The sequence below is a fragment of the Fimbriimonas sp. LA-C6 genome (assembly GCF_055398105.1).
On the sequence record NZ_AP038796.1, the window covers coordinates 1,044,029 to 1,065,787 of the forward strand.

The 21,759-nt window shown below is 54.2% G+C and carries 23 protein-coding genes and 1 tRNA gene; 9 read left to right on the plus strand and 15 right to left on the minus strand.

Annotated features, from left to right (window positions below):
- Positions 1 to 54: 54 nt before the first annotated feature.
- The 6 genes from ACZ51B_RS04915 to ACZ51B_RS04940 form a co-directional block, all read right to left on the minus strand.
- A complete protein-coding gene (locus ACZ51B_RS04915) occupies positions 55 to 783 on the minus strand; it encodes an AAA family ATPase (RefSeq protein ID WP_464296121.1) in 729 nt (242 codons plus the stop codon).
- On the minus strand, positions 784 to 1,584 hold the full coding sequence (locus ACZ51B_RS04920) for a pseudouridine synthase (RefSeq protein WP_464296122.1): 801 nt from the start codon (positions 1,582 to 1,584) through the stop codon (positions 784 to 786). It abuts the gene before it with no gap.
- Positions 1,571 to 2,752 (minus strand): D-alanyl-D-alanine carboxypeptidase family protein, encoded by a 1,182-nt coding sequence (locus ACZ51B_RS04925; protein WP_464296123.1) that lies wholly within the window; start codon positions 2,750 to 2,752, stop codon positions 1,571 to 1,573. Before ACZ51B_RS04925 ends, ACZ51B_RS04920 begins: the two co-directional genes overlap by 14 nt.
- 70 nt (positions 2,753 to 2,822) lie before the next feature.
- Positions 2,823 to 3,380, minus strand: coding sequence for an SMC-Scp complex subunit ScpB (scpB, locus tag ACZ51B_RS04930; RefSeq protein WP_464296124.1), 558 nt, complete (start codon positions 3,378 to 3,380; stop codon positions 2,823 to 2,825).
- 54 nt (positions 3,381 to 3,434) lie between these two features.
- On the minus strand, positions 3,435 to 4,190 hold the full coding sequence (locus ACZ51B_RS04935) for a segregation and condensation protein A (RefSeq protein ID WP_464296125.1): 756 nt from the start codon (positions 4,188 to 4,190) through the stop codon (positions 3,435 to 3,437).
- Between the two features lie 61 nt (positions 4,191 to 4,251).
- A tRNA-Cys gene (locus ACZ51B_RS04940) sits at positions 4,252 to 4,328 on the minus strand.
- A 69-nt stretch (positions 4,329 to 4,397) separates the two neighbouring features.
- Here ACZ51B_RS04940 and ACZ51B_RS04945 point away from each other — a divergent pair.
- From ACZ51B_RS04945 to ACZ51B_RS04970, 6 genes are all read left to right on the plus strand, one after another.
- A complete protein-coding gene (locus tag ACZ51B_RS04945) occupies positions 4,398 to 5,018 on the plus strand; it encodes an NADH-quinone oxidoreductase subunit NuoE family protein (RefSeq protein ID WP_464296126.1) in 621 nt (206 codons plus the stop codon).
- 43 nt (positions 5,019 to 5,061) lie between these two features.
- Entirely contained in the window at positions 5,062 to 6,363 is a 1,302-nt protein-coding gene (gene nuoF, locus ACZ51B_RS04950; protein ID WP_464296127.1) for an NADH-quinone oxidoreductase subunit NuoF, read from the plus strand.
- Between the two features lie 69 nt (positions 6,364 to 6,432).
- A complete protein-coding gene (locus ACZ51B_RS04955; RefSeq protein WP_464296128.1) occupies positions 6,433 to 7,641 on the plus strand; it encodes an ABC transporter permease in 1,209 nt (402 codons plus the stop codon).
- Between the two features lie 148 nt (positions 7,642 to 7,789).
- Positions 7,790 to 8,695: a prepilin-type N-terminal cleavage/methylation domain-containing protein gene (locus ACZ51B_RS04960; protein ID WP_464296129.1), complete on the plus strand. Its 906-nt coding sequence runs from the start codon at positions 7,790 to 7,792 to the stop codon at positions 8,693 to 8,695.
- Entirely contained in the window at positions 8,679 to 8,897 is a 219-nt protein-coding gene (locus tag ACZ51B_RS04965) for a hypothetical protein (protein ID WP_464296130.1), read from the plus strand. The genes ACZ51B_RS04960 and ACZ51B_RS04965 overlap by 17 nt, the downstream gene beginning before the upstream one ends.
- 215 nt (positions 8,898 to 9,112) lie before the next feature.
- On the plus strand, positions 9,113 to 9,487 hold the full coding sequence (locus tag ACZ51B_RS04970) for a hypothetical protein (RefSeq protein WP_464296131.1): 375 nt from the start codon (positions 9,113 to 9,115) through the stop codon (positions 9,485 to 9,487).
- A 40-nt stretch (positions 9,488 to 9,527) separates the two neighbouring features.
- On the opposite strand, the gene thrS is transcribed toward ACZ51B_RS04970, so the two are convergent.
- On the minus strand, positions 9,528 to 11,399 hold the full coding sequence (gene thrS / locus ACZ51B_RS04975; protein WP_464296132.1) for a threonine--tRNA ligase: 1,872 nt from the start codon (positions 11,397 to 11,399) through the stop codon (positions 9,528 to 9,530).
- A gap of 143 nt (positions 11,400 to 11,542) precedes the next feature.
- Here thrS and ACZ51B_RS04980 point away from each other — a divergent pair, with 143 nt between their 5' ends.
- The gene (locus ACZ51B_RS04980) at positions 11,543 to 12,025 is read left to right on the plus strand and encodes a hypothetical protein (protein ID WP_464296133.1); all 483 of its coding nucleotides are present in this window, start codon (positions 11,543 to 11,545) and stop codon (positions 12,023 to 12,025) included.
- A 58-nt stretch (positions 12,026 to 12,083) separates the two neighbouring features.
- Positions 12,084 to 12,965 (plus strand): hypothetical protein, encoded by an 882-nt coding sequence (locus ACZ51B_RS04985; RefSeq protein WP_464296134.1) that lies wholly within the window; start codon positions 12,084 to 12,086, stop codon positions 12,963 to 12,965.
- Here ACZ51B_RS04985 and ACZ51B_RS04990 read toward each other — a convergent pair.
- The 3 genes from ACZ51B_RS04990 to ACZ51B_RS05000 are packed head-to-tail and all read right to left on the minus strand — an operon-like array spanning position 12,952 to position 14,566.
- Positions 12,952 to 13,404 carry a hypothetical protein gene (locus ACZ51B_RS04990; protein ID WP_464296135.1) on the minus strand — a complete coding sequence of 151 codons (453 nt, stop codon included), beginning with the start codon at positions 13,402 to 13,404 and terminating at the stop codon, positions 12,952 to 12,954. The two genes, ACZ51B_RS04985 and ACZ51B_RS04990, sit on opposite strands and share 14 nt — an antisense overlap.
- Complete coding sequence (locus ACZ51B_RS04995) at positions 13,404 to 13,898, minus strand: TlpA family protein disulfide reductase (RefSeq protein ID WP_464296136.1); 495 nt, start codon at positions 13,896 to 13,898, stop codon at positions 13,404 to 13,406. Before ACZ51B_RS04995 ends, ACZ51B_RS04990 begins: the two co-directional genes overlap by 1 nt.
- Positions 13,895 to 14,566, minus strand: a complete 672-nt coding sequence (locus ACZ51B_RS05000; protein ID WP_464296137.1) for a TIGR00266 family protein — start codon at positions 14,564 to 14,566, stop codon at positions 13,895 to 13,897. The genes ACZ51B_RS04995 and ACZ51B_RS05000 overlap by 4 nt, the downstream gene beginning before the upstream one ends.
- 111 nt (positions 14,567 to 14,677) lie before the next feature.
- Here ACZ51B_RS05000 and ACZ51B_RS05005 point away from each other — a divergent pair, with 111 nt between their 5' ends.
- Positions 14,678 to 16,081 carry an MATE family efflux transporter gene (locus ACZ51B_RS05005; RefSeq protein ID WP_464296138.1) on the plus strand — a complete coding sequence of 468 codons (1,404 nt, stop codon included), beginning with the start codon at positions 14,678 to 14,680 and terminating at the stop codon, positions 16,079 to 16,081.
- Here ACZ51B_RS05005 and folP read toward each other — a convergent pair.
- From folP to ACZ51B_RS05030, 5 genes are read right to left on the minus strand one after another with little or no spacing between them, the layout of a single operon-like run.
- Positions 16,068 to 16,874 carry a dihydropteroate synthase gene (gene folP / locus ACZ51B_RS05010; RefSeq protein ID WP_464296139.1) on the minus strand — a complete coding sequence of 269 codons (807 nt, stop codon included), beginning with the start codon at positions 16,872 to 16,874 and terminating at the stop codon, positions 16,068 to 16,070. The two genes, ACZ51B_RS05005 and folP, sit on opposite strands and share 14 nt — an antisense overlap.
- Before the next feature lie 3 nt (positions 16,875 to 16,877).
- Positions 16,878 to 18,230, minus strand: coding sequence for an aspartate kinase (locus ACZ51B_RS05015; RefSeq protein ID WP_464296140.1), 1,353 nt, complete (start codon positions 18,228 to 18,230; stop codon positions 16,878 to 16,880).
- Between the two features lie 5 nt (positions 18,231 to 18,235).
- Positions 18,236 to 18,772 (minus strand): hypothetical protein, encoded by a 537-nt coding sequence (locus ACZ51B_RS05020; RefSeq protein WP_464296141.1) that lies wholly within the window; start codon positions 18,770 to 18,772, stop codon positions 18,236 to 18,238.
- Between the two features lie 4 nt (positions 18,773 to 18,776).
- Positions 18,777 to 19,724 carry an aldo/keto reductase family protein gene (locus ACZ51B_RS05025; protein WP_464296142.1) on the minus strand — a complete coding sequence of 316 codons (948 nt, stop codon included), beginning with the start codon at positions 19,722 to 19,724 and terminating at the stop codon, positions 18,777 to 18,779.
- Between the two features lie 52 nt (positions 19,725 to 19,776).
- Positions 19,777 to 21,759, minus strand: a complete 1,983-nt coding sequence (locus tag ACZ51B_RS05030) for an ArnT family glycosyltransferase (protein ID WP_464296143.1) — start codon at positions 21,757 to 21,759, stop codon at positions 19,777 to 19,779.

Genomic DNA, 21,759 nt, shown 5'->3' on the forward strand with positions numbered 1-21,759 from the left:
GTTCGACGTTTGTGAAAAGCACTAGGGATTTGCGTGTCATGGAAAATCATGACGCTAGATGAGGCGTTTGAGGAAGGCAGCAGGGGTTTCTAGGAACATCTTGGTGAGTTCGTAGTGCTCTGTCTGTTTCCAATCCTTCTCGGTAGCTCCGGTTTCGTCTAGCCAGTAGAGCCTTGATCCTGGGTAAGACATGAGGATGGGGGAGTGGGTGGAGATGATGAACTGTCCGCCTTGTTTGATGAGCCGACTGATCTCCATGAGCAAGGCGAGCTGTCTGGCGGGGGAGAGAGCGGATTCCGGCTCGTCTAGGAAGAAGAGGCCATCTTTTCCGAAGCGGTTCGTAACCAAAGCAAGGAAGGACTCACCATGTGAGCGTTTGTGTAGAGACACCCCTCCATAGGAGTTCATAAGGGGCACTATTTTGTCGAGGCGCTCGATTTCTGTTGAGACGTTGAAGATGCTCTCGGCTCGCAGGAAAAAGCCGTCCTTTTCTCTTCGGGCTGAGCGGGCGAGGGTTATGCAGTCGTGCAGATCGCTGTGTGCTTTGTTCGTGCTGAAGTTGAAGTTCTTCGTGCCGCCTTCGGCGTTGAAGCCTGCGGCTACTGCTAGGGCTTCGATGAGGGTGGATTTGCCTGAGCCGTTTTCGCCCACTAGGTACGTGACGGGTTTGTCGAACACCAGTTTGTCCAGGGACTTCACTGCTGGGACGTTGAAAGGGTATTCGTTGGCGGGAGCGTCCTGCCAACGAATACGGACTTTGGAAAAGAAGGGCTCGAAGGCCATTTACTGACCTACGAGTGGTTCTAGGCCTACGAGTTTGCGGAGTTCGTCGACTTCCTTCATTCCGAGGAGGCGGACTTCTCCGGCTCTCATGCCTTTGATGAAGAGTGGGCCGTAGCGCAGTCTTTTGAGGCTTTGTACGGGATGGCCGACGGACTCGCACATGAGGCGGATCTGCCGTTTTCTTCCTTCGTGGATGGTGATTTTGAGACCGGTGGAGTTGCTCTTGTGCTCGGCGTGGATGACTTCCACTCGGGCAGGTGCGGTTCTACGGCCTTCTACGAAGACACCTTCGCGCAATTTGGTGAGCGCTTTCTCGTCGGGCACTCCGGTGACGATGGTTTGGTATTCCTTCTCCACTCCGTAGCGAGGGTGCGCTAATCGGTTTGCTAGCTCGCCGTCGTTGGTGCAGATGAGGAGGCCTTCGGTGTCCATGTCGAGCCGTCCGACTGGTTTGAGTTGCACGCCGTAGTCTGGCAAGAACTTCACGATGGTCGGTCTTCTCTGTGGGTCAAAGAGTGTTGTGACGACTCCAGCGGGTTTGTTGAGGACTACGGTGTAGATCTTGGCGATGCCCACGCGTTGGCCGTCTACTCGGATGTCATCGGAGAGTGTGACTTTGAGTCCCATTTCTCGGACGATTTCGCCGTTTACGGTGACGCGTGCCTCTTGGATCAGTTTCTCGGCAGCACGTCTGGAGCACAGGCCCGAGTGTGCGATTCTCACGTGCAGTCGTTCGCCGTCTGGCTGTGTGGCTGCTTTTTTCTTCTTTGCTGGGCGTTCCCTTTTCTCAGTATCGGCCATTGTAACTCCTCTTTCGGGAGCGACCACGTACCCAAAACGCGCCGAACAACAGTCCTGCGCCGATCAACATCTTCGAGCTGTCCTTGCCAGCTTTGGTTGCTACCGCAACGGGTGTTGCAGCTACGTCTGCTTGAGCGAGCATTGGAACATGCTGCTCGAAGCCATCACCATCAGTAAAAATCAGTTCACCTACTTTTTCGCCCTTCTTGATTGGTGCAGCAACGGATGCGGGCAGCTTGAGTTCTCGCTTGCTTGCACTGGCCGGACTTCCGGCTCTTACTAGATTATAGGCGTTTACGGCAGGTGCTACGTCGAGAGTGTTGGCTTTGCCCCCTGCAACGGTGGCAGTTCCCATGGTTCGACCTGCTAGTACTTCATCTCGTTTTTCGAAATTTTTGAAGCTCCAGTCAAACATGTGGCCGGTATCGCCTTGCCAGTCTTTGCTTTTGAGGACGACGGTGATGACTTGCCAGCCTTTTCGGGTTGCGGACCCGACGAAGCATTTGCCTGCTGGGACGGTCCAGCCGGTTTTGATTCCGTCACAGGTTGGGTCTCGAAGTTGTTTGTTGTGGTTGAGCATCCAGAGGTCTTGCCAGTTGGTGCCTCGGTTGATCTTTGTTTTGCGGGTTTTGACGACTTCTCGGAACCAGTCGTTCTTCATGGCCTCTTGGGCGATGAGAGCGAGGTCTCGGGCGCAGGTGGTGTGCATGGGGTCGTTGAGACCGTTGGGGTTGTTGAAGTGGGTGTGCTTGCAGCCGATTTTCGCGGCGCGCTCGTTCATCATTCGGGCGAACGAGGCGGTGTCACCTGCTAGGTGCTTGGCGAGGGCGTAGCAGCCGTCGTTTGCGCTGCGGAGCATGATGCCGTAGAGGAGATCTTTTGCTCGGATGCGCTCGCCGGGGCGGAGGTGCATACTGGCCTCTTTTACGGTTTCGATTTCCGGTGGGGTGACGATGATGTCGTCTGGCTTGCAGTGTTCGACCAGGAGCAGCCCCGTCATGATTTTGGTGGTGCTGGCTGGGAACCGCGAAGTGTCGGCGTTCTTTTGGAGAAGAACTTTTCCGCTTGCGGCATCGATGATGATCGCGCTTTCTGCGGTGGGGTCCATAGCGACGGCGAAAGCGGGACAAAGGGCCGTTGCTACCAGGGCATTGCGTAAAACTGTCATTCCGTGAAGGCGGTGACGCGAGTCTACCAACGTAAGACTGAAGCGTTGACCGTATAGGTCAGTAAATTATCTAAGATTCTTCCGTATCTTCGGGCGGTAAAACTACCGGTAAGTCTAATACGGGCACATCCAGCTCTAAAGAGGGCAATTGCGACAGGTTGTCCATCTTGAAGGTGTGAAGGAATTGCTGGGTGGTTCCGTAGAGGATTGGGCGTCCTGGGACGGGTTTTCTTCCTACTTCTTTAATGAGTCGTCTTTCTAGGAGGCTTCGGACGCTGTAGTCGCTTTGGACGCCTCGGATGACTTCTACCTCGGCCATCGTGAGGGGTTGTTTGTAGGCGATGATCGCGAGGACTTCCATGAGGCTACGGCTAAGTCTCTGTCTTTGAGGCTGTAGGAAGTTGGCGACGATCTCGGCGAACTCTTCTTTGGTGGAGAGTTGATAGCCACCGGCCAATTTGACGAGTTGAATGGGTCCGGACTTGCGGAGCCTCTTTCTAAGGATGTCGAGGGCTTCTTCGACTTGCCCCTCTGTTAGCGAGAGAGAGGATGCAAGTTGCTGGGCCGTGGTGGGAGCGTCCGCGACGAAAAGGAGCGCCATCACCGAATCTACGGCTACGAGTTGCATAGGCTTGGCTCCGCTGAATACTTAAGATTCCACATTATTAGGAAGGCTAAGGTTTTACACCCTAGAAAACTGTACGTCATCCTCATCAAGTCGCGCCTGGACTTGACCTAACCGCATGAGTTCGAGGAGTCCGAGGAACCAGTAGACCGCTTCTTCTTTGGTGAAGGGTGCTGGGACGAGGGATTCGAGGTTCTTCCACTCATAAGAGATCGCGAGCAGGACCACTTTCATATGGTTGGCTAACGATTTTCGCGGCCTGTTGAGCGGTTTGACTTCCTCTGGCTCGGCTTTGTGAAGGATTCTTTGGAAGGCGCGGGCGAGGTCGATTGGGCCTACGTCTTTGAGTGTGTAGGGGAGTTCGTAGGGGTTGGGGCCGGCGTCTCCTGATCGGAAGAACATCATGGACCGTTCTTCGTTCCAGATTTGGAGCGTGTCCATGGCGATCCGGTATTCGTGGCTTGTTGGCTCTGGGAGTTCGTAGGACTCTTCGTATTCGGGCTCTGGATCCGGGACTGGAAGCAGGAGCCAGGCTTTTCTTTCTAGAAGATAAGCAAGGGCTGAGAGAGCGGCGGCGGCTTCGTCGAGGCTTTCTACCTTGGCTGCGAGCATGTAGACGAAGTAGGCTTCGCAGATTGGGAAGAGGGGGACATCCAGTAAGTCGATCTTGTGATCTCGCACGAAGGAGAAGAGCGTGCCGAGCGAACCTTCGAAGACGGGGGTCTGTACGTGGATGGGTGGAGGCGCGACAACACCGAGCGCCTGGATGGGGCGTTCTGCTAAAGCGCTGTTGCCGGGGGACCTCGGGGCCATTACAGGGATTCTAGACGACATTGCCATCCAGAAAGGAGCAACATTTTGTAAAGAAGGGATTTGGAGGTGCCGGGCGGATTCGAACCGCCGAATAATGGTTTTGCAGACCATCCCCTTGGGCCACTTGGGCACGGCACCTTTCAGACATTTCTATTGTAGCCTGTTCATGCGCTCGCTTTCAATCGGTATCCTATGTGTTACGCGATCATGAGCGAACTTATTCAACTTGGAAGCACCACCGACCGTGCAGCAGCGCCTCGAGCCGATGAACTTAATCTACAGTTCTCTGAGCAGGGCATACACGAACTGGCTGCCCTGGTTAGCCACTACCCGAACAAGAAGGCATGTATATTGCCGGGACTATGGCTGGCACAAAAGGAGTACGGCGGGTTCCTTTCCAAGGAAGCCATTGCTGAGCTAGCGTACCGGTTGGACCGGAGCTATGTGGAGGTTGAGGGCGTGGCTACGTTCTACTCCATGTACAACACGGCTCATAAGCCTGGCCGTCACAAGCTGGAGCTTTGCACTTGTTTGTCTTGCCATCTCAATAACGCCTTTAGTCTTCGCGATTACATTGTGAAGAAGCTTGGTGTGGGTCATGGCGAGACGACGGAGGACGGCATGTTCACCTTTGAAGAGGTGGAGTGCTTGAACGCTTGCGACCGTGCTCCTGTGATGCAGATTGGCGACCGCTATGTTGGACCTCTTGATGAGGCCAAGTTTGACGCTCTGCTGGAAGAGCTTCGCGCCACTGAGCATTCGACGGTGGTGCAGATGGCCAACGAGATCGTCCTCACTCAACTTCGCGTTACGGAGCGCGCACAGTAAGGCAGCCGATTTGGTTTGCCAGACAGTAGAATCTAATTGACCCATGGCCGAGTACAAACTTCTTCTCGAGCATTCTCACGACCCTTCGTTTCGAACCCTTGAAGGATATCGCCGCACCGGTGGATATAAAGGGCTTGAGAAGGCTCTTCAGATGGAGCGCGGTGCCATCATCGATTCCGTTAAGACTGCGGGTCTTCGTGGTCGCGGTGGTGCAGGTGCGCCTGCTGCCCTTAAGTGGGGCGGTATGCCAAAAGAGAAGAAGGGTCCGCACTATTTGATCTGCAATGCGGACGAGGGCGAGCCGGGCACTTTCAAGGATAAGCAGCTTCTGGAGACCTGTCCATTTGAGCTGGTTGAAGGCATGACCATTGCGGGGTTTGCTGTTCAGGCAGACGCCGGTTATGTGTACATTCGCGGCGAGTTCATTGATGCAGCGCGATCGCTTCGAGCGGCTATTGATGAAGCCTATGCAGCTGGCTTGCTTGGCAAGAACATCATGGGTTCCGGCGTGGACTTTGACCTCTACATTCACATGGGTGCAGGGTCTTATGAGTGCGGTGAAGAGACTGCCCTGATGAGTTCTTTGATGGGTGAGCGTGGGATGCCTCGTCTGAAGTTCCCTCATGCTCCTTTCCCTGTTATCAAGGGCGTTTGGGACTTGCCGACGCTCATTCATAACGTTGAGAGCTACTGCAACATTCCTTACATTGTTGATCGTGGGGCTGAGTGGTGGTCTTCTTTGGGGGCTTCCACGAAGAACTCACGTGGAACCAAGATATTCTCGGTTTCGGGTCATGTGAACAAGCCTGGCAACTATGAGATTGAGTTTGGGACGCCTTTGAAAGAGCTGCTTGCTTTGGCAGGCGGGCCTAAGGGAACGTTGAAGGCTTGCATTCCTGGCGGTAGTTCGATGCCGATCATTCGCGCTGAGACTGTTGAGACGGCCATTATCGGTTATGAAGAGATGATGGAGTCGAAGTCGATGGTGGGTAGCGGTGGTTGTATGTTCTTGAACGACACTGCTTGCATCGTGACCTTCGCTTGGCGGACGGCTGTTTTCTATGCGAATGAGAGCTGCGGAAAGTGCACTCCTTGTCGCGAGGGGACTCGCTGGATGGTTCAGATTCTTGAGAGGATCTTGGCTGGCGGCGGACGACCGGGTGATGTGGAGCTATTGAATAACGTTGCTTCGCAGATTGACGGTCGAAGCTTCTGTCCTCTTGGAGATGCGGCTGCTTGGCCGATTATGGGAATGATCCGCGTGTTCCCTGAAGAGTTTGAGTATTACGTGACGCACGGCAAGAGCATGGTTGGCGCTCCTCGCGTCACGGCTGCGGCCCACTAGTTCTAGTATCCGCAAGCTTATCTGTGCACGCAAAGCAAAAGCATGCGTAGATAAGCTTTCGGATCGAGAATGAGTTTGAAAGTATTCCTCTCCAACTTAGAGATTGCGCTTGTGAGTCTTCGGGAGCAGAAGTTCCGGACTCTTTTGAGTGCTCTGGGCATAACCATTGGGTGCCTTGCCATTGTTTTGTTGGTCTCCATCGCACTTGGTGTGCGGGATGACATCACGAACCAGGTGAAGGACCTCGGCGTTAATGTGCTGGTGGTGGTGCCTGGGCGGATTGAGGACGGCACTTTTAATCCAAATTTGGGTGGCGCCAGTTATCTGAAGGCTGAAGATGCTGATCGTTTGGCGCGTGTGCCTGGGGTTCTTCGGGCTGAACCGTTTTGTTTTGTGGGGGGTGGTATCCGCTACGGTTCAAAGGTTTCAAATCCCCTTCTTGCAGCGGCGACTCCCGGTTGGTTTGCCATGCGGCCGATGCACATGCAGAGTGGTCAGACGTTTACGGCTGATCAGGAACTGTCTGATGTGGTGGTTTTGGGCTCCATTGCTAAGGAGCAGCTTTTCGGCTCTGGGGATGCGATTGGGAAGCTTGTCACGATCAACAAGCGCGAGTACCGCGTTGTGGGAGTGACTGAGGACAAGCATCAGGAGCAGAGTCTTTTCTCGATGAGTAGCTTGCAGAACGTGGTCTACATCCCTTATCGGCGGCTGGTGCAGATGGAGCCATCGACGCAGACGGACCGGATCATGATTCAGATCCGGGAGACTGCTGAGCCCAAGCAGTTGGTGAAGAATTTGGACAAGGTTCTTGGGGAAAGGCTGGATCGACAGCAGTATCAGGTTCTAACCCAGGAAGATCTTTTGGGGTTGGTTTACAAGTTGATGGGGATTTTGACTTGGCTGCTGACTGGGCTTACTTCGATCGCCCTTGTGGTGGGAGGAGTCGGGATCATGACGGTGATGTTGATGTCCGTGAATGAGCGCGCGAAGGAGATCGGTATTCGGAAGACTGTGGGCGCTCGGAAGTCGGATGTGTTCCAGCAGTTTCTCCTTGAGGCGATCGCTGTTTCGTTCATTGGCGGTCTTGTTGGGCTTGCGCTTAGTTACGGGACTTGTATGGCACTACGGACTTACACTCCTATTAAGCCGCTGATCACGGGTGGCGTGATTGGTCTTGCGTTGGGAGTGTGTATTGCGATTGGCACTACGTTCGGCCTCATCCCCGCTATGCGTGCAGCCTCTAAAGATCCTGTTGTTAGTCTTCGCCAAGAGTAAAGTCTGGCCAGCTTTTATATCGTTAACCAAGACGTTTGGTTGGAATATAAAATCCGCAACATTCCATTTTGCTTTTTGTAAAGATCGGATTAAGATAGGGTTTATACCGAGGAGTTTCTCGGTTGGATTTTACTTAGCCAGGTGTTTCATGAAAAAAGCTTTTACGCTCATAGAGTTACTTGTTGTAATCGCCATTATCGCGATTCTAGCCGCAATCCTCTTCCCTGTCTTTGCTCAGGCAAAGCTCTCTGCTAAGAAGACATCTTCCCTCTCTAATGTCAAAGAGATTGGCCTTGCTGAGATTATGTATCAGGCTGACTCAGACGACATGTTTGTTCTGCTGATCAACGGTCGCTATCATAATAGGAAATGTCCTATTGCTGGTGCTCAGTGCGTGGATGGCCTTACTGATCACTCTAAGTTCTGGAGTGAGTTGGTACAACCTTACATTAAGAGCATGACGATGTATGTGGATCCTGGCTTTGGTGATGGACAGGGCATCTATGGAAGTGGGCCAAACGCTTGGTGGTACAACCAGTATCGTTACGCCCAATACGGATACAACTATCAGTTCCTCTCCCCTTGGAATGCTTGTGATGTAGCTCTGGGGCGCTCTGGTACCTCGGCTCAGAAACCTGCTGAGACGGTTTTGTTCACAACATCTCAGATTTGGCCAAACCTTGGAGTTCAGGGAGAAGGCTGGCTTGGTGCGACACCTCCTGGCACGTCGCCTTACATTCTCCCTGCTCCAAATGCTTGCGTTTGGTACGACGGTCTGAATAACTGGTCGACCGGGTGGTTCTCAAAGGGAACGGCATCGGACTACGCTGCGGGTCATTACACCTCCAATACACGAGCCTATACGCCCTATCGAGGTGCTAACGTCGTTTGGGTGGATGGACATGCCAAGTTCATGTCTGATTCGGCTCTTGCAGCGGGTACGGACTATGGATCTGCTACGGCTGCCAGCAACGGTGGGCTTGGCGCTATTATCACCGACTTCTCGAAGTACTTGTGGTCTTTGGATGGCACTACGAATGATCTTACGTTCTAAGATCTCAGCCTTGGCACTGCTTGTTGGGTGCGTGAGTCTGTGGGGATGTGGTTCGTCCACTCCCCCAGGACCTACTGCGGCTCAGCTGGAAGCATCTAAGAATGCTAAGCCAATGGTTAAGGGCAACAAGCAAGCATCTAACGCGGAGGATGGGATTCCTGAACCTGCTCCACCGGGTGTGAAGACAGGGATTCCGAAGTAGCGTCAGGATTACGAATAGGTCATCTAGCATTTATCTTATGCTGGATGACTTGTTCGTGTACTCATCGGCACTTATCGAATCAGGAATATTGTTTTGGCATCATGAATATTTCAACTAATCGATCCTTACTACTAAGTCTTATTTTGACTTCGGCGATGGCGTCTTCTTCTGTGGGACAGGAATCCGTGAAGCGGGTTACTGTTCGAGGAACTCTGATGCCAATGTTTCAGCTGGTGAAACAGACCGGGTTTCCTGTAGCTGAGCTTCCTAAATCTCTTTATAACTTTTCACGAGCTGAACTCCTCCCTTTACCGAAAGGATTTGCAGGAATTAAGAACTCGCAGCAGATGGCCTACATCACTTACGGCTGGAAGAAGGGTGGCTTGGTAAGGCTGTATGAGACTAAGAGCATCCCTGGGGTGAAGGGAAAGGGGCTGCTTAAGAAGATCATCGAGTCTCGCTATTTTCACGACTCGTATGGAGATGCGAGGTTTGTCTCGGACTCGGTCACCAAGAATGGAGTGGAGATTGTGGTGACGTCGTTGGACCCAGTGATTCTGAAGAATGCGATTGAGAATCTCAAGGGTTAGGGGTGGCTTGGCAGGCGCTGTGGCCTGCCAAGTTTGTTTGCTATGCCAGAGGGCGTAGCTTTTCCAGGAACGCGGTAAGCGTCATGGCGCCTAGGTCGCCTTCTTCTCGTGAGCGGACTCCAACTGTGCCTGCTTCGAGGTCTTTGTCTCCGATGATGAGCATGAACGGCACTTTTTGCATCTGCGTGTCGCGGATTTTCTTGCCGAGTGTCTCTCGTCGGTCGTCGATGGTTAGTCGGTAGGTGTTATTACCGGCTGATTCGATCTGCTCTTTGGGGAAGCGTGGCAGGTCTGGTTCGAGTTCTGGGTGAAGATGGCCTGGCCCTCGGAGGGCTTCGGCGATATCGTAGGCAGCTTGTACGTGTCGGTCTGCAATTGGGAGCAGAGCGACCTGGACAGGCGCTAGCCAGAATGGGAAGGCACCAGCGTACTGCTCCGTGATGAGGCCGATCATTCTTTCCAGCGAGCCGAATGGGGCGCGGTGGATCATGATGGGTCGGTGGGGCTTGCTGTCTTCGCCGATGTACTCGAGTTCGAACCGCTCTGGGAGGCTGTAGTCCACCTGAACGGTTCCCATTTGCCAGTCTCGACCGAGGGCATCTTTGATGATGAGGTCTAGCTTGGGGCCATAGAATGCGGCATCACCGGGTGATACTTCGTATTCCATGTCCATCTTTTGGCAGGCCTGTTCGATAGCAGACGTGGCTGCTGTCCAGTTATCGTCGTGGCCGACATACTTGGCGTTTGTGGGGTCCTTCGTTCCGAGTCTTGCTCGGAAGTTGGTAAGGCCCAGCTTTTTGAGGACCGTCTTCATGAGGTCTACAACGCCGATAAACTCTTCAAGGAGTTGGTCGGGGCGGACGAAGAGGTGTGCGTCGTCTTGTGTGAAGCCTCGGGCACGTAGGATGCCGGTGACTTCTCCGCTTTGCTCGTATCGGTGGACTGTTCCGAACTCGGCGTATCGGACGGGGAGGTCGCGATAGGAGCGCATCTGAGACGCGTAGATCTCGATGTGGAACGGGCAGTTCATGGGTTTGAGGATGTAGGTTTCCTTCTCCTCGTCTTCCATGAACGGGAACATCTTGTCTCGGTAGTTGATGATGTGTCCGCTTCGCTCGTACAGTTTGATGTTGGCGATGTGGGGTGTGACGACTGGCTGGTAGCCACGTCGGAGCTGCTCCTTTTGGAGGAACTCGACCATGGTGTTGCGTAGTGTCGCGCCTTTGGGTAGCCAAAGTGGCAAGCCTGTGCCCACGCGTGGGGAGAACATGAAGAGTCCGAGTTCTTTGCCCAGGATGCGGTGGTCGCGCTTTTTGGCCTCTTCGAGCATGTGAAGATGGGCCTCTAGCTCTTCCTTGGTCTCGAATGCAGTGCCGTAGATTCGCGTGAGCTGCTTGTTTTTGACATCGCCGCGCCAATATGCTCCTGCGAGGTGCATCAGCTTGAAGTTCTTGATCTCTTTAGTGGAGTCGACGTGAGGTCCACGGCAGAGGTCGATAAACCGGTGGAGTGTTCCTTCACGGTCGGTTCGCTGTTGATCGTAGAACGAGATGACTTCGCCTGCGGGCACTGCGTCGAGAAGCTCTAGTTTGTAGCTCACGGTATCGACAGGTTGGCCGAGGGTGCACTGCTCTAGGATGATGGATTTTGCTTCTTCGCGATCTTTTGCTTCGATCTTGACGATGCGCTGATCCAGCTTGGAGAGCTCCTTCATCTTGGCTTCGATCTTGGTGAGTTCCTCTTCTTTGAGAGGTGTTTCAAAATCGATATCGTAGTAGAAGCCGTTCTCGATGGGTGGGCCGATGGTGAGTTTGGAGCCTGGGTAGAGCTCTGTGATGGCTTGGGCCATCAGATGCGCGGCGGAGTGCCGCAGCCGGTATAGGTACGAATCTTCGTATCGTTCTGCTGCCATGATTTTTGACCTTCCCTAACAACGGGATTGAGTTGTGTCTCCCTTATTATATCTGGTGGCTGTTATGGGGTCGTAAAGGTTGGGCTTAAAGACGGATTGATGTACCCACGTGTTGTCAACTTCAAGTGCTAAATTGTTCGTGAATGGATTTCATAGTTCTTATGTTCGTAGTGGCCGTTACGGTGCTGATTGTGATTGCACTTATTGCGAACAATGTTCAGGTCACTCGTGGCATGGAGTGTATGGCGCGACTCCCGGCTCAGTTAAACCTGGATCAGCGCATTGCGCTTAAGTGGGGGCAAGGGGCTATAGGCATCAACACCACATCGGGGAATGTTGCCGCGATCACTCCCGATGGGTATCTGCATTCCTTTCATGTGTCTAGCCTAATTGATGTTCGCTTTGAGCAAGAGGTGAAGACGCGGAGTCACAGACGGCATGACTTGAACACCAATGCCTGGGTCACGGACTATTCACGGGATGTGAACAACTATGTAGTGCTTACCGTAGATGACTTCAACTTCCCTACTGTAATGCTTCCGTTTGGCTCAATGCAGGATGCTCAGCGGTGGGATGGGCTGTTGAAAGTGTTGAAGAATCGGTTCGGCGCACCGCTGGTTCATTAAGCGCGAACAAAACTCGCTTCAAATGAGTCATATAGACAGGGCAGGTTGGTTGGTTATTATGCGTTCGTTTAAGTCTCTTTTCGCAGTTGCGGGTGCGCTGATGCTGGTTCAGGTTGGGCATTCACAGGTTGATGTGCGAGAGCAGCCAATCCTCAACGCTTTGACTACGCTGCGCTATCAGAGCACGGTTACTTTTCAGATCACAGGAACGGAGCGAGTTGGGACTCGGAATCGCAGTTTCACCACCTATGTTTACTGGACGACCGGATCTGGGGCTGGAGAGTCTGTTTATGTCCCGGCTAAGGTGGAGATTGATGAGTACGACACGACTTCAACGACTCCTGTTTTGCGGCGGCGGATTGTAGGGGATGGGACGACCTACTTTAATTACGACATTTCCACGCACCGATACAACGTGGCACGTTATGGCTACGACAAGTCTCAGGCATCGAAGCAGTACCCAGGCGCCAATGCGGCTCTTTTAACTTTCTTGAATTCGAATTCCGAGGGAACGACTAGCTACGCCGTGAAATTCTTGAAGGACATTTACGGGGGAGCGGTTCCGACTTTGCGAGCTTGGGCACCTGCTCATCGGCCACGCCAAATCACGTTGCCTGTGAACCAGCCGACGAGTTACTATCAGGATCCGATTGTGGCAACCCGCAGCTATATACCAGCTTCAGACGGGGAGATGTATGTGACTTATGGGCAAGAAGAGACGACGACCAACCGGTCTGTGGCGTTCCGCATCGACACGGACAGTACGACGAATGTGTCGTCTTTGGGATTGGTTTGTTTTGCCGAGCGTGGGCCGAACAGGATCACTGATTGGTCGATGATTTTTGTTCCCGTGGAGACACCTAAGTGGGCTTATCAGCCTTACTCTGCGACTGAGATCCAGAACTGGATGCCTGTTGCTCAAGCAGTTAGTTGGGAGTAACGGTTTCGCGGACTAGATCCCAGACCTCTTCAGTGGGTGGTCCGACGACCGCCAGTGGAGAGGTTTCTTGTTGTATGACCACCAGGAAAGATCGTTCGTCTTTGTCTGGCTGAATGAGTGCTCGCCATTCCGCTCCAGGCGTTGCCAGCAGCGTCTCATCTCGCTGACTTCTTGGGGTTACGGCTGCTATGTCTCGGAGCGCTTTGGAGCTGTGATTCTCTAGGAAGAAGACCGTCTTGAGCCAATCCGCCTTGGGAAAGGCTTCTTGAAAGAGACGTCTCCAGACTCCAAGCTCGGCTTGCGCAGTCACCGAGAACGCTCCTAAGATCACTTTCGGAGTCTGTCCGGTGTAGATTGATTGATCCAGCTCCGAGAGTGAGAGGGGTGGGATCGGAAGGTTTCGGAGAACGCGAGGTTCGTAGTGCGTTCTCCAGAGCATTAGATAGATGCCTTATCGATAGCTTCTCGCATTTCCTTTCCTACGGTTGGGGAGTAGCCCTGTGCTTCGTAGATGAGATTGCCTTGTTTGTCTAGAACAAAGACATGCGGGATTGCTGATACTTTGAATGCGGTTGCGGCGATTCGGTTGGAGTCTACGAAAACGGGCAACTTGTGGGGTCGCATTCTCTCGAACTGCTCAATCGTTGGTCGTTCTTCAGATGAGATGGCCATGACGGTCAGTCCCTTGTTTTTGTAGTCTTGGTAGATCGACTCGATGTCTGGTGTGAGCATGTGGCAGGGGCCGCAATAGCTGGCCCAGAAGTCGAGCACGACGACTTTGCCTCGCATCTGCTTCAGCGTGGATTTGATGTTGGCGCTTTGGACGCTTTCTACTTCGAAATCGAGCGACTGGGTTTTGAGGGGTTCTTCTGCTGTGGAGCAGCCGAAGCTCAAGGCTGCGATGGCCAAGACAAGAATATAAGATCGTTTCATTTGTCGTTGCTCAGAAAGCCCTCAGTGAACGCTGCCACTGCGTGGGGCGAACGGCTCTGTATATAGATTACGCCAGGACCTACGAATTCCGCGATGACACCCTCACCAGGTGTGATCACTCCTAAGAACTTCTTACTCACTTTTTTGACTTTGAAGTCCATGGTGTCGCTAAAAGCCGCAACATGCGCGGTGTCGACCAGATAGTTTTGTCCGGCGATGAGTTCGATAGGTTCAAGGCCACCGACTGAACTTACAAATACGGTGCCATAGCCTGAAATGCGCATCATAAAGTGGTTGTCACCGTGTAGAAAGCCCTTAGCGGGTGTTCTTCTGTGGAGCATGATTTCGCCGGATGCGGCCAGCATGGCTCCGCTGCCGATCATGAAGGCGTCGCCGCGCAGTTCTAGAGCGGTGATGTCGCCAAATACGCTTGGGGCGAGGAGCACTTCTCCGGAGCCGCGTGTTGCTTTGAAGATGGTGAGGACAGCTCCCTCCCCTTTAAGGAAGCGCGTGATGGCTTTCTTGATGCCTCCTACATAGCCTGACTCGATCTCGATGTTGGGGGTCATTGCGACCAGGGTGCCGCTTTCCGCACGCAGACAATCGTCAGAATCGAGGTAGGCGCGGAGCATCGAGTGCCAGGGTTTGTGGACGATTTCAAAGCGCATTTTGAAGTTAACACTACCCTGCAATGGGGCGTGCCAATCGTGAGGCTCATTGCTTAAATGTTGCAATGCGCGAAATGAAATTGGTGGAAGGTAGGTAGAGTCTTGATATCTGTGGCTGACTTAGCCGATCCCAATATCCAAAACCCAGCGCCCCTTCACGAGAACTATTCCAAAGTTGTGTGGGCGCTTGCGGGTCCTGCCGTTGCGCTGAACTCCCTGCAAGTGGTCAACACTTTGCTGGATCGTTTCTTCGTGGGTCACCTTCCGGCATCGTCGTTGACTGCTTACGGCGGTTCGATGAACGTGATGTTTTTGATGTTCTCGCTGGCGATGGCGCTCGCGACAGGTGCCACCGCAATTGTGGCGCGAGCATTTGGTGCAGGAAATAAGTCGGAGTTCCGGAGGGGTGCCCAAGAGGCACTCGGGTTGGCTGTTTTTGGCGGGATTTTCATCTCGCTGCTTACGGTTTTGGTTTCCGCGTATGTAGCTCATCTGGTGCTTCCAGCGGAGGATCTGCAGGCTAAGGCGATCATGGTTCGGTTCCTTGCCGCTTATGCGGCCGGGCTTCCGGCTATCTTTGTGATCCAGGTTCTGGCGGGTTCTCTACGCGGGATTGGGGACACACGGAGTCCGATGACGATTTCCGGATTGCAGATTTTGCTGCACATGTTCCTGAACTTCGTTTTGGTTCCGAGGCTGGGATTGGTTGGTGCTGGGTGTGCGCTTTCTAGTAGCGCGTGGGCTTCTGCGATTGTGTATGTTTGGTACGTTTCGCGGACGCCTTTGGGAAGTCTATCTTTGTGGCGGATTCCCAAGAAAGATTGGACGATGCGAATCCTTCGTGTTGCTGTTCCTGCTGCAACCATGGCGACGCTGCGAGTGTTCTCGCTGACGGCGTTTACCATTGTTTTGAAGTACATCCCCAACGCATCGGAGGCGATTGCGGCCATGAGTGTTGGGTTTGCGATCGAGTCGATCATGTTCATGCCCGCTTTCGGTCTCTCCATCGCGGCTGGCGCATTGGTTGGACAGAGCTTGGGCATGAAGAAGCCTGAGCGGGCTGAGCGACTGGCTTGGGTAGCTGGACATCATGGTGCGCTGGTGACTCTGGCGTTGATCGTGCCGATCTACTATGCCGCTCCAAGTATTGCGGCGATGATGTTGGATGGCAAGGTTGGCATCATTGGTGAGGCGAGCACTCTGATCCGTTACTTGTGCGTCACTGAGCTGTTGTTCGCTTACTCGATGGTGATGATTGGGGCAATGCAGGGAGCCGGGGACACGGTTCGGCCCATGTGGATTTCGATTGTCTCACTCTGGTTTATGCGTGTTCCTTTGGCTGTGGTGTTTGCGTTGCCAAAAGGGTTTGCATTGGCAGGGGTTGTTTCCGTGCCATTCTTTTTGGGGCTGGGGTCTAAGGGAGCGTGGCTTTCGATGTCTTTGACGCAGGCCGTTCAGGGTGTTCTGAGTTTGATTGCGTTTAAGCAGGGCGCTTGGAAGACTAAGAAAGTCTGATCGCTTCGACCATGTCGATGGTTCTTCGCGCTTCTTTTACGTCGTGTGCTCGGATGATTTTTGCGCCTTGGATTTGGGCCCAGGCTTGGGTGGCAAGGGTTCCTTCTAGGCGATCGGCGGTTGTTTGTGTATTGAGTACACGGCCTATGAAACCCTTTCTACTGACGCCGACGAGCACCGGGTAGCCGGTTTCGACGAAGCTCGGTACGTCCCTGAGCAGTTGAAGATTGTGAGCGTCTGTTTTGCCGAAACCGATGCCTGGGTCGATCCAGATCTGATCTCGTGGGATTCCGGCTGAGTGGATTTGGGCTGCCCGTTTCATCAGGAACTGCTTGACCTCTTGAGTGACGTTCTCGTAAGTCGGGCTTACCTGCATATTTTGTGGCGAACCTTGCATGTGCATGAGGCAGACGGTGCACTTTGTGGCCGCGCACAGTTCTAACATTTGAGGGTCAGAGAGGGCTGTGATGTCGTTGAGGATCTTTGCGCCTGATTGGAGTGCTGCCTCGGCAACCTCCCACTTGGTTGTATCTACCGAGATAGAAACTTGGTGTCTGGCGAGCAGCTCTACTACTGGGATGACTCGGGCGATTTCTTCTTCGAGAGGGACGGGCTGAGAACCTGGGCGGGTGGATTCGCCTCCGATGTCGATGAGGTCTGCCCCTTCATCGAGCATTTTCAGGGCTGCGTCTACGGCATCTTGGGGAGTGGTGTAACGCCCGCCGTCGCTGAACGAGTCGGGCGTTACATTGAGGATGCCCATCAATGCGGGTCGATGGATGGGCAGGGTCATGGGTTACACCACTTCGGCCAGTTTGAACTGGGCATGTAGCAGTTTGACGGCACGATTGGTTTCGGCTTCTGGCACGAGCACGCTGAGCGAATAGTCGCTGTCGCTTGTCTGAAGGACTTGGATCTGTTCCTGATGGAGTGTGGAGAGCACTTCTAGGTAGACGCCTGGTTGTTGCAGGTAGTCGTGACCTACGAGGCTAACCATGGTGCAGCCTTCTGTGAGCTGCGCCTTGACCCGACGGACTTCTCCGAACGGAGCCAGGAGGGTTGCCTGGGTTTCTACTTCTCGGCTGGCCTGCTGTCCGATTTGGAACAGGTACACCGTTTTGCGCTCCTCGCCCATGGGGATGACCAAGCCGTCGAGGACGTCGGCGACGATGCTGTACTGACTTCTCGGCACGGCGAAGCCTGTGGAGCTCGGGCTGAGGTTGAGCATGAACAGGTTGATGTCGTACCGGGCCATGGTCTCGTAGATGTGGCTCTCGATGGCGACTCGTTCTGTGTCTTTGACTTCGCTAAGATCGAACTGGAGATAGACGAGTTTGCCTGTGTGAGTGACGCCTGTGACACGTCGGCCTGGGTGGTCTTCTTTCTTGACGATGATCGTTCCGATTTCGTCTGAGAAGGTGTTCTTGACCCACAGGGGAATGCCGTACTGCATGGCGATTTCTGCAGCTCGGGGGTGGACGACTTTCGCGCCGAGGTGGGCGATCTCTGCAAGTTCGTCGTAGGTGACTTTCCGGAGGGTGTTGGCGTCTTTGACTGCGTCTGGGTCGGCGGTCTTGATGCCGTCCACATCCGTGTAGATTTCTACAGCTTCAGCCTTTAAAGCTGCACCTATCGCTGATCCCGTGGTATCTGAACCTCCACGTCCTAGCGTGGTGAGTTCTCCTCCTGGTGCGCCGTCGCCTGAGACGTAGACACCCTGGAAGCCGCAGATGACGGGGATGTTGCCGGCTTCGACGCTTCGGATGAGGCTGATTGGATTGATACCGACGATTCGGGCGTTGCCGTAGACTCCGTCGGTTCGAATTCCTGCTTGACCACCTCGGAACGCCTGTGCCGAGTGGCCAAGGGTTTTGAGGGTGTGGGCGAAGATGACCGCGCTGAGGATTTCACCGCAGGCGACGAGGAGGTCCAGTTCTCTTGGATCTGGGTCTACTGCTGGATCGATGTCTCGGAGCATGTTGATCAGCGTGTCGGTTGCGTAGGGCGCACCCTTTCGACCGATGGCACTGACGACGACGACTGGGCGGAAACCTTGCTCTTTGGCTTGCACTACGCGTAGTGCGGAGGTCATTCGCGCTTCTGCTGTGGCAACGCTGGTGCCACCGAACTTCATGACTTTCATTCTCATGATGACTAGGCGTTGCTCCTTGACAGGGTGTCTTCGAGGTGGCGTGCCAGCTTGGCGGCGTCGCCGGAGCTCATGACGAGGAGGAGGCGGTCGTGTCCGTCGCCGATGTGGTCGACTTGGACGCCGCTACCGATGGCGGTTTTGACGATCTCGGCGATCATGCCTTCTTCGTCGCGGATGTTGACGGCGTGGACCATCACGATGCAGCGATCGGGCTTGATGCTAAAGTGGACACCGCAGCCTTGGAGAGTGGATTCGAGCACCTGCATCCGATCTTGGGGAGCAAGGAAGGATAAGCCGCTTGGGGTGAGTTTTAGGAAGTCGATGCTGACTTCACTGTTGGTCACTGCTTCGAGCACACGCAAGCGCTCACCCATGATGTTATGTGCAAGTTGACTGACGTGAACCTGGCAAAATCCTTCGCGTGTTTCGACTTGACTGACGCCTCGGCGCTTTTCGAAATCGGTTTCCCGATGCACGGAGGCGGGCGACGAGGGGGTCATGTCGCAATTGATGGTTTCTGTTCGTACGCTCTGACGCATGTTTCTAAGCTAAGAGGGCCTCCGCCTGCTCGATCAGCGCCGGATCTAGTTTCACGCCGCTTGCTTTGATGTTCTCGATCACCTGTTCGGGGCGGGTTGCTCCGATGATCACGCTGCTGATGATGGGTTTCCTCAGGCACCACGCGAGTGCGAACTGAGGGAGTGTGTAGCCATGCTGCTCGACCAGTGCCTTCAGGTTTTGGACTTTGGTGAGATTGGCGTCGGTCATCATGCCGCGCATGAACTGGTTGCTGGTGTCGTCTGCGCCTCGGGTTCCTTCGGGCGCGGATTGGCCTGGGAGGTACTTCCCTGTGAGGATTCCTTGTGCAAGTGGCGAGAACACGATCTGTCCGATTCCCTTCTGCTCGCATACCGGTACGACGCTGGGTTCGATTTGTCGTGACAGGATGTTGTAGGCAGGCTGGTTACTTGCTGGAGGGTTTAGGTTCAGCTTTTCTGTGATGCCGACTATCTCTGCGATCTGGTGGGCTTGCCACTCACTGACACCCCAGTAGAGGACTTTGCCTTGACGGACGAGGTCGTCGATGGCTCGCGCGGTTTCGTCCAGCGGCGTTTCAGCATCGAAGCGGTGGAACTGCATCAGATCGATGTAGTCGGTTTCGAGCCGCTTGAGGCTGGCATGGACGGATTCGAAGATGTGTTTTCGGCTCAGTCCGCGATCGTTCGGACGATCCGACATGGGGAAGAAGCATTTTGTTGCCAAAACGATATCCTGTCGTCGGAAGCCTTTGATTGCTTTCGCTAGAGATAACTCCGCGGCACCAGAGTGGTACACATCGGCGGTATCGAAAAGGTTGACGCCTTGGTCGAAAGCGGTTTTGACAATGTTCTCTGTCGTTCCGTCGTCGAGCGTCCTCCCATGAGTGAGCCATCCGCCTAGCGAAACTTCGCTGACGCGGACACCATATCTCCCAAGCTTGCGGTACTGCACCCTGAAAGGGTACCCCCCGAGCACAAAATGCTATCCGAACCAGTTGCTAGACCTACTGATTTATTTCGAAGATTAGTCTGGGTCCGAATGAATTGACAAGTTTGAGCTTTCCAGCCGCAATTGATTCGGCGAAGAGGGGCTTCCATTTGATCTCCAAGTTTGACATGAATCCTTCTCTTTCTGCTTGCGTGTAGGGTTTGGCCTGTGTTTGGATGCCTGTTGCGGCTAACCAACGTGTGGCATCGGCGGGTGCCCACTTGTTTGAGCCGATGTCGATGTAGACGTGGGTGATGCCGAGTCTTTTCCAGGCTGCGACGAGATCGTCGGATGTTTGCATGTCGGCGTAGCCCAACTCTGTGGTGTGGCCAGGATTTGCCCAGAAATAGGGGACGTCAAGGAAAAAGCCGAATACTTCTTCGTAGAGAGCGACTTTGCCACCCTTTACGATCTTATTGAGTTCTTGGGCTGGTTTGTAGAAGCCGACGTGTTTTTCCTCGTACTCCTCTGGGGTGGTGGTTCCGAGTACGACTCGGAGCTTTTGGATGAGCTGAGGGTCAGCTTCGCCAGGCTGCTGCATCTTGGTGAAGATGAGGAGTGTGAATGCCGCTTGTGCCACGATTGCGCCGCCGACTAGCTTGCCGACCTGTAGGCGACTGACTGCTCCACCTGCCAGAACGCAGAGTGGGATCATGAGGCCGACGATATAGCGTGATTGTTGGCTCAGCACGAACCACATGGCTAGGCTGAGGAAGACGATGGCGATGGTGGCTCCCTCGAACCGCCTTAACCTGCCGGAGAGTGCCCATACGAACAGGCCGATGAGGGGGATGGCTCCTAGGGTGACGTAGGGGAGGCCCATGTTCATGGTGGGGGCTGGATCCACGTAGCGACCGGGCTGGTAGGCGAGGCCGAGGATGCTTCCACCTATTCGGGCGGGTTGTAAGGGGTTTTCCGTGTAAGAGGTCTTGCCGTCTGTGGGAAGCTCACGCCCTACGCCGAAGGTTTGTTGCTGGTTCTTGTAGATCCGCTCACCGAACGCGTCCCAGTTCTTGCCTTTGAAGATGCTGTAGAAGAAGGGATATACGGGGTTGCCCGTGTTGACGATGTTCTTGATGTAGCAGGGGCTGCAGATCGCGAGGGCAATGACGCCAATGAGAACAGCTGACTTGATGGAGGCCGCTTTCTTGCTGAGTGCGTACGCAATCAGGACGACACCGACGACGATGACGGTCTGGACGCCCGTGTACTTGCTGGCAGAGGCGAAGCCAAGGAAAATGCCGCTGAGGTAGAGGTTTCGGTTTTCGGTTGGCTCTTGCACGAGCCTTGCGGCAAACATGATGCCTAGGGCCACGAAGAGGCCATTGGCGACGTCTACGTAGGCTGTTCCGCATTCCCAGACCACCATGGGAATGCTGACGAAGGCGAGTGATGCGAACCAGCCTGCGCGCTCGTCGTACCAGCCTCGAGCGAGGCCGAACACGGTGATGGCACCGAAGACTCCGTAGGCAAATGTGAATGCTTGGGCACCGGATTGGCCGCCCCACTGGAGTCCCCAGATGTAGAGGCTATCGACTGCTGCTGGGAAGTTGGACTGGTGGATGAAGCTAATGAAGTCGATATGACCGCTTGCGAGCCACATCTTGGGCGCTGCTAGATGGTAGGCGAGTGTGTCCCACTCATTCATGCTGCTGGGTGCGAGGACGCTGACCAAGCTGCAACCTGCTAGGAGCACCATGATGAGCAGTACGAGGGCTAACGGTCCTTTTGGCGCGGCTAGTTTGGGTTTGAGGCCACCTTTTAGAAGGTTGAACCAACCAAACAGGGCCGCCGCTGCCACGACGAAGACTCCCCATTTGAGGCCGCCCGGAATGAGACCGACCAACAAGGTGATGAGCCCTAAACTGGCGAGGCCTGCAAGGCCGGAGATACCGACACGTGCGGCCGCGTCTTCTGGGTCTAGCCATCGACCGATGAGGAGCTTTCCGAAGCCGATCGCTCCGATAGAAAAGAGAGCCGTAATGAGGACCCCGAGCAT

Coding starts and splice junctions, on each gene's coding strand:
- ACZ51B_RS04960 (WP_464296129.1), top strand. CDS start 7,790: ATGAAAAAAGCTTTTACGCTCATAGAGTTACTTGTTGTAATCGCCATT.
- folP (WP_464296139.1), bottom strand. CDS start 16,874: ATGACCCTGCCCATCCATCGACCCGCATTGATGGGCATCCTCAATGTA.
- ACZ51B_RS04925 (WP_464296123.1), bottom strand. CDS start 2,752: ATGACAGTTTTACGCAATGCCCTGGTAGCAACGGCCCTTTGTCCCGCT.
- ACZ51B_RS04980 (WP_464296133.1), top strand. CDS start 11,543: ATGGATTTCATAGTTCTTATGTTCGTAGTGGCCGTTACGGTGCTGATT.
- ACZ51B_RS04970 (WP_464296131.1), top strand. CDS start 9,113: ATGCCAATGTTTCAGCTGGTGAAACAGACCGGGTTTCCTGTAGCTGAG.
- ACZ51B_RS04995 (WP_464296136.1), bottom strand. CDS start 13,898: ATGAAACGATCTTATATTCTTGTCTTGGCCATCGCAGCCTTGAGCTTC.
- ACZ51B_RS04985 (WP_464296134.1), top strand. CDS start 12,084: ATGCGTTCGTTTAAGTCTCTTTTCGCAGTTGCGGGTGCGCTGATGCTG.
- ACZ51B_RS05030 (WP_464296143.1), bottom strand. CDS start 21,759: ATGCTCGGGGTCCTCATTACGGCTCTCTTTTCTATCGGAGCGATCGGC.
- ACZ51B_RS05015 (WP_464296140.1), bottom strand. CDS start 18,230: ATGAGAATGAAAGTCATGAAGTTCGGTGGCACCAGCGTTGCCACAGCA.
- ACZ51B_RS04945 (WP_464296126.1), top strand. CDS start 4,398: ATGAGCGAACTTATTCAACTTGGAAGCACCACCGACCGTGCAGCAGCG.
- scpB (WP_464296124.1), bottom strand. CDS start 3,380: ATGCAACTCGTAGCCGTAGATTCGGTGATGGCGCTCCTTTTCGTCGCG.
- ACZ51B_RS04935 (WP_464296125.1), bottom strand. CDS start 4,190: ATGGCCCCGAGGTCCCCCGGCAACAGCGCTTTAGCAGAACGCCCCATC.
- ACZ51B_RS05020 (WP_464296141.1), bottom strand. CDS start 18,772: ATGCGTCAGAGCGTACGAACAGAAACCATCAATTGCGACATGACCCCC.
- thrS (WP_464296132.1), bottom strand. CDS start 11,399: ATGGCAGCAGAACGATACGAAGATTCGTACCTATACCGGCTGCGGCAC.
- ACZ51B_RS04915 (WP_464296121.1), bottom strand. CDS start 783: ATGGCCTTCGAGCCCTTCTTTTCCAAAGTCCGTATTCGTTGGCAGGAC.
- ACZ51B_RS05000 (WP_464296137.1), bottom strand. CDS start 14,566: ATGCGCTTTGAAATCGTCCACAAACCCTGGCACTCGATGCTCCGCGCC.
- ACZ51B_RS04955 (WP_464296128.1), top strand. CDS start 6,433: ATGAGTTTGAAAGTATTCCTCTCCAACTTAGAGATTGCGCTTGTGAGT.
- ACZ51B_RS04990 (WP_464296135.1), bottom strand. CDS start 13,404: ATGCTCTGGAGAACGCACTACGAACCTCGCGTTCTCCGAAACCTTCCG.
- ACZ51B_RS04920 (WP_464296122.1), bottom strand. CDS start 1,584: ATGGCCGATACTGAGAAAAGGGAACGCCCAGCAAAGAAGAAAAAAGCA.
- nuoF (WP_464296127.1), top strand. CDS start 5,062: ATGGCCGAGTACAAACTTCTTCTCGAGCATTCTCACGACCCTTCGTTT.
- ACZ51B_RS04965 (WP_464296130.1), top strand. CDS start 8,679: ATGATCTTACGTTCTAAGATCTCAGCCTTGGCACTGCTTGTTGGGTGC.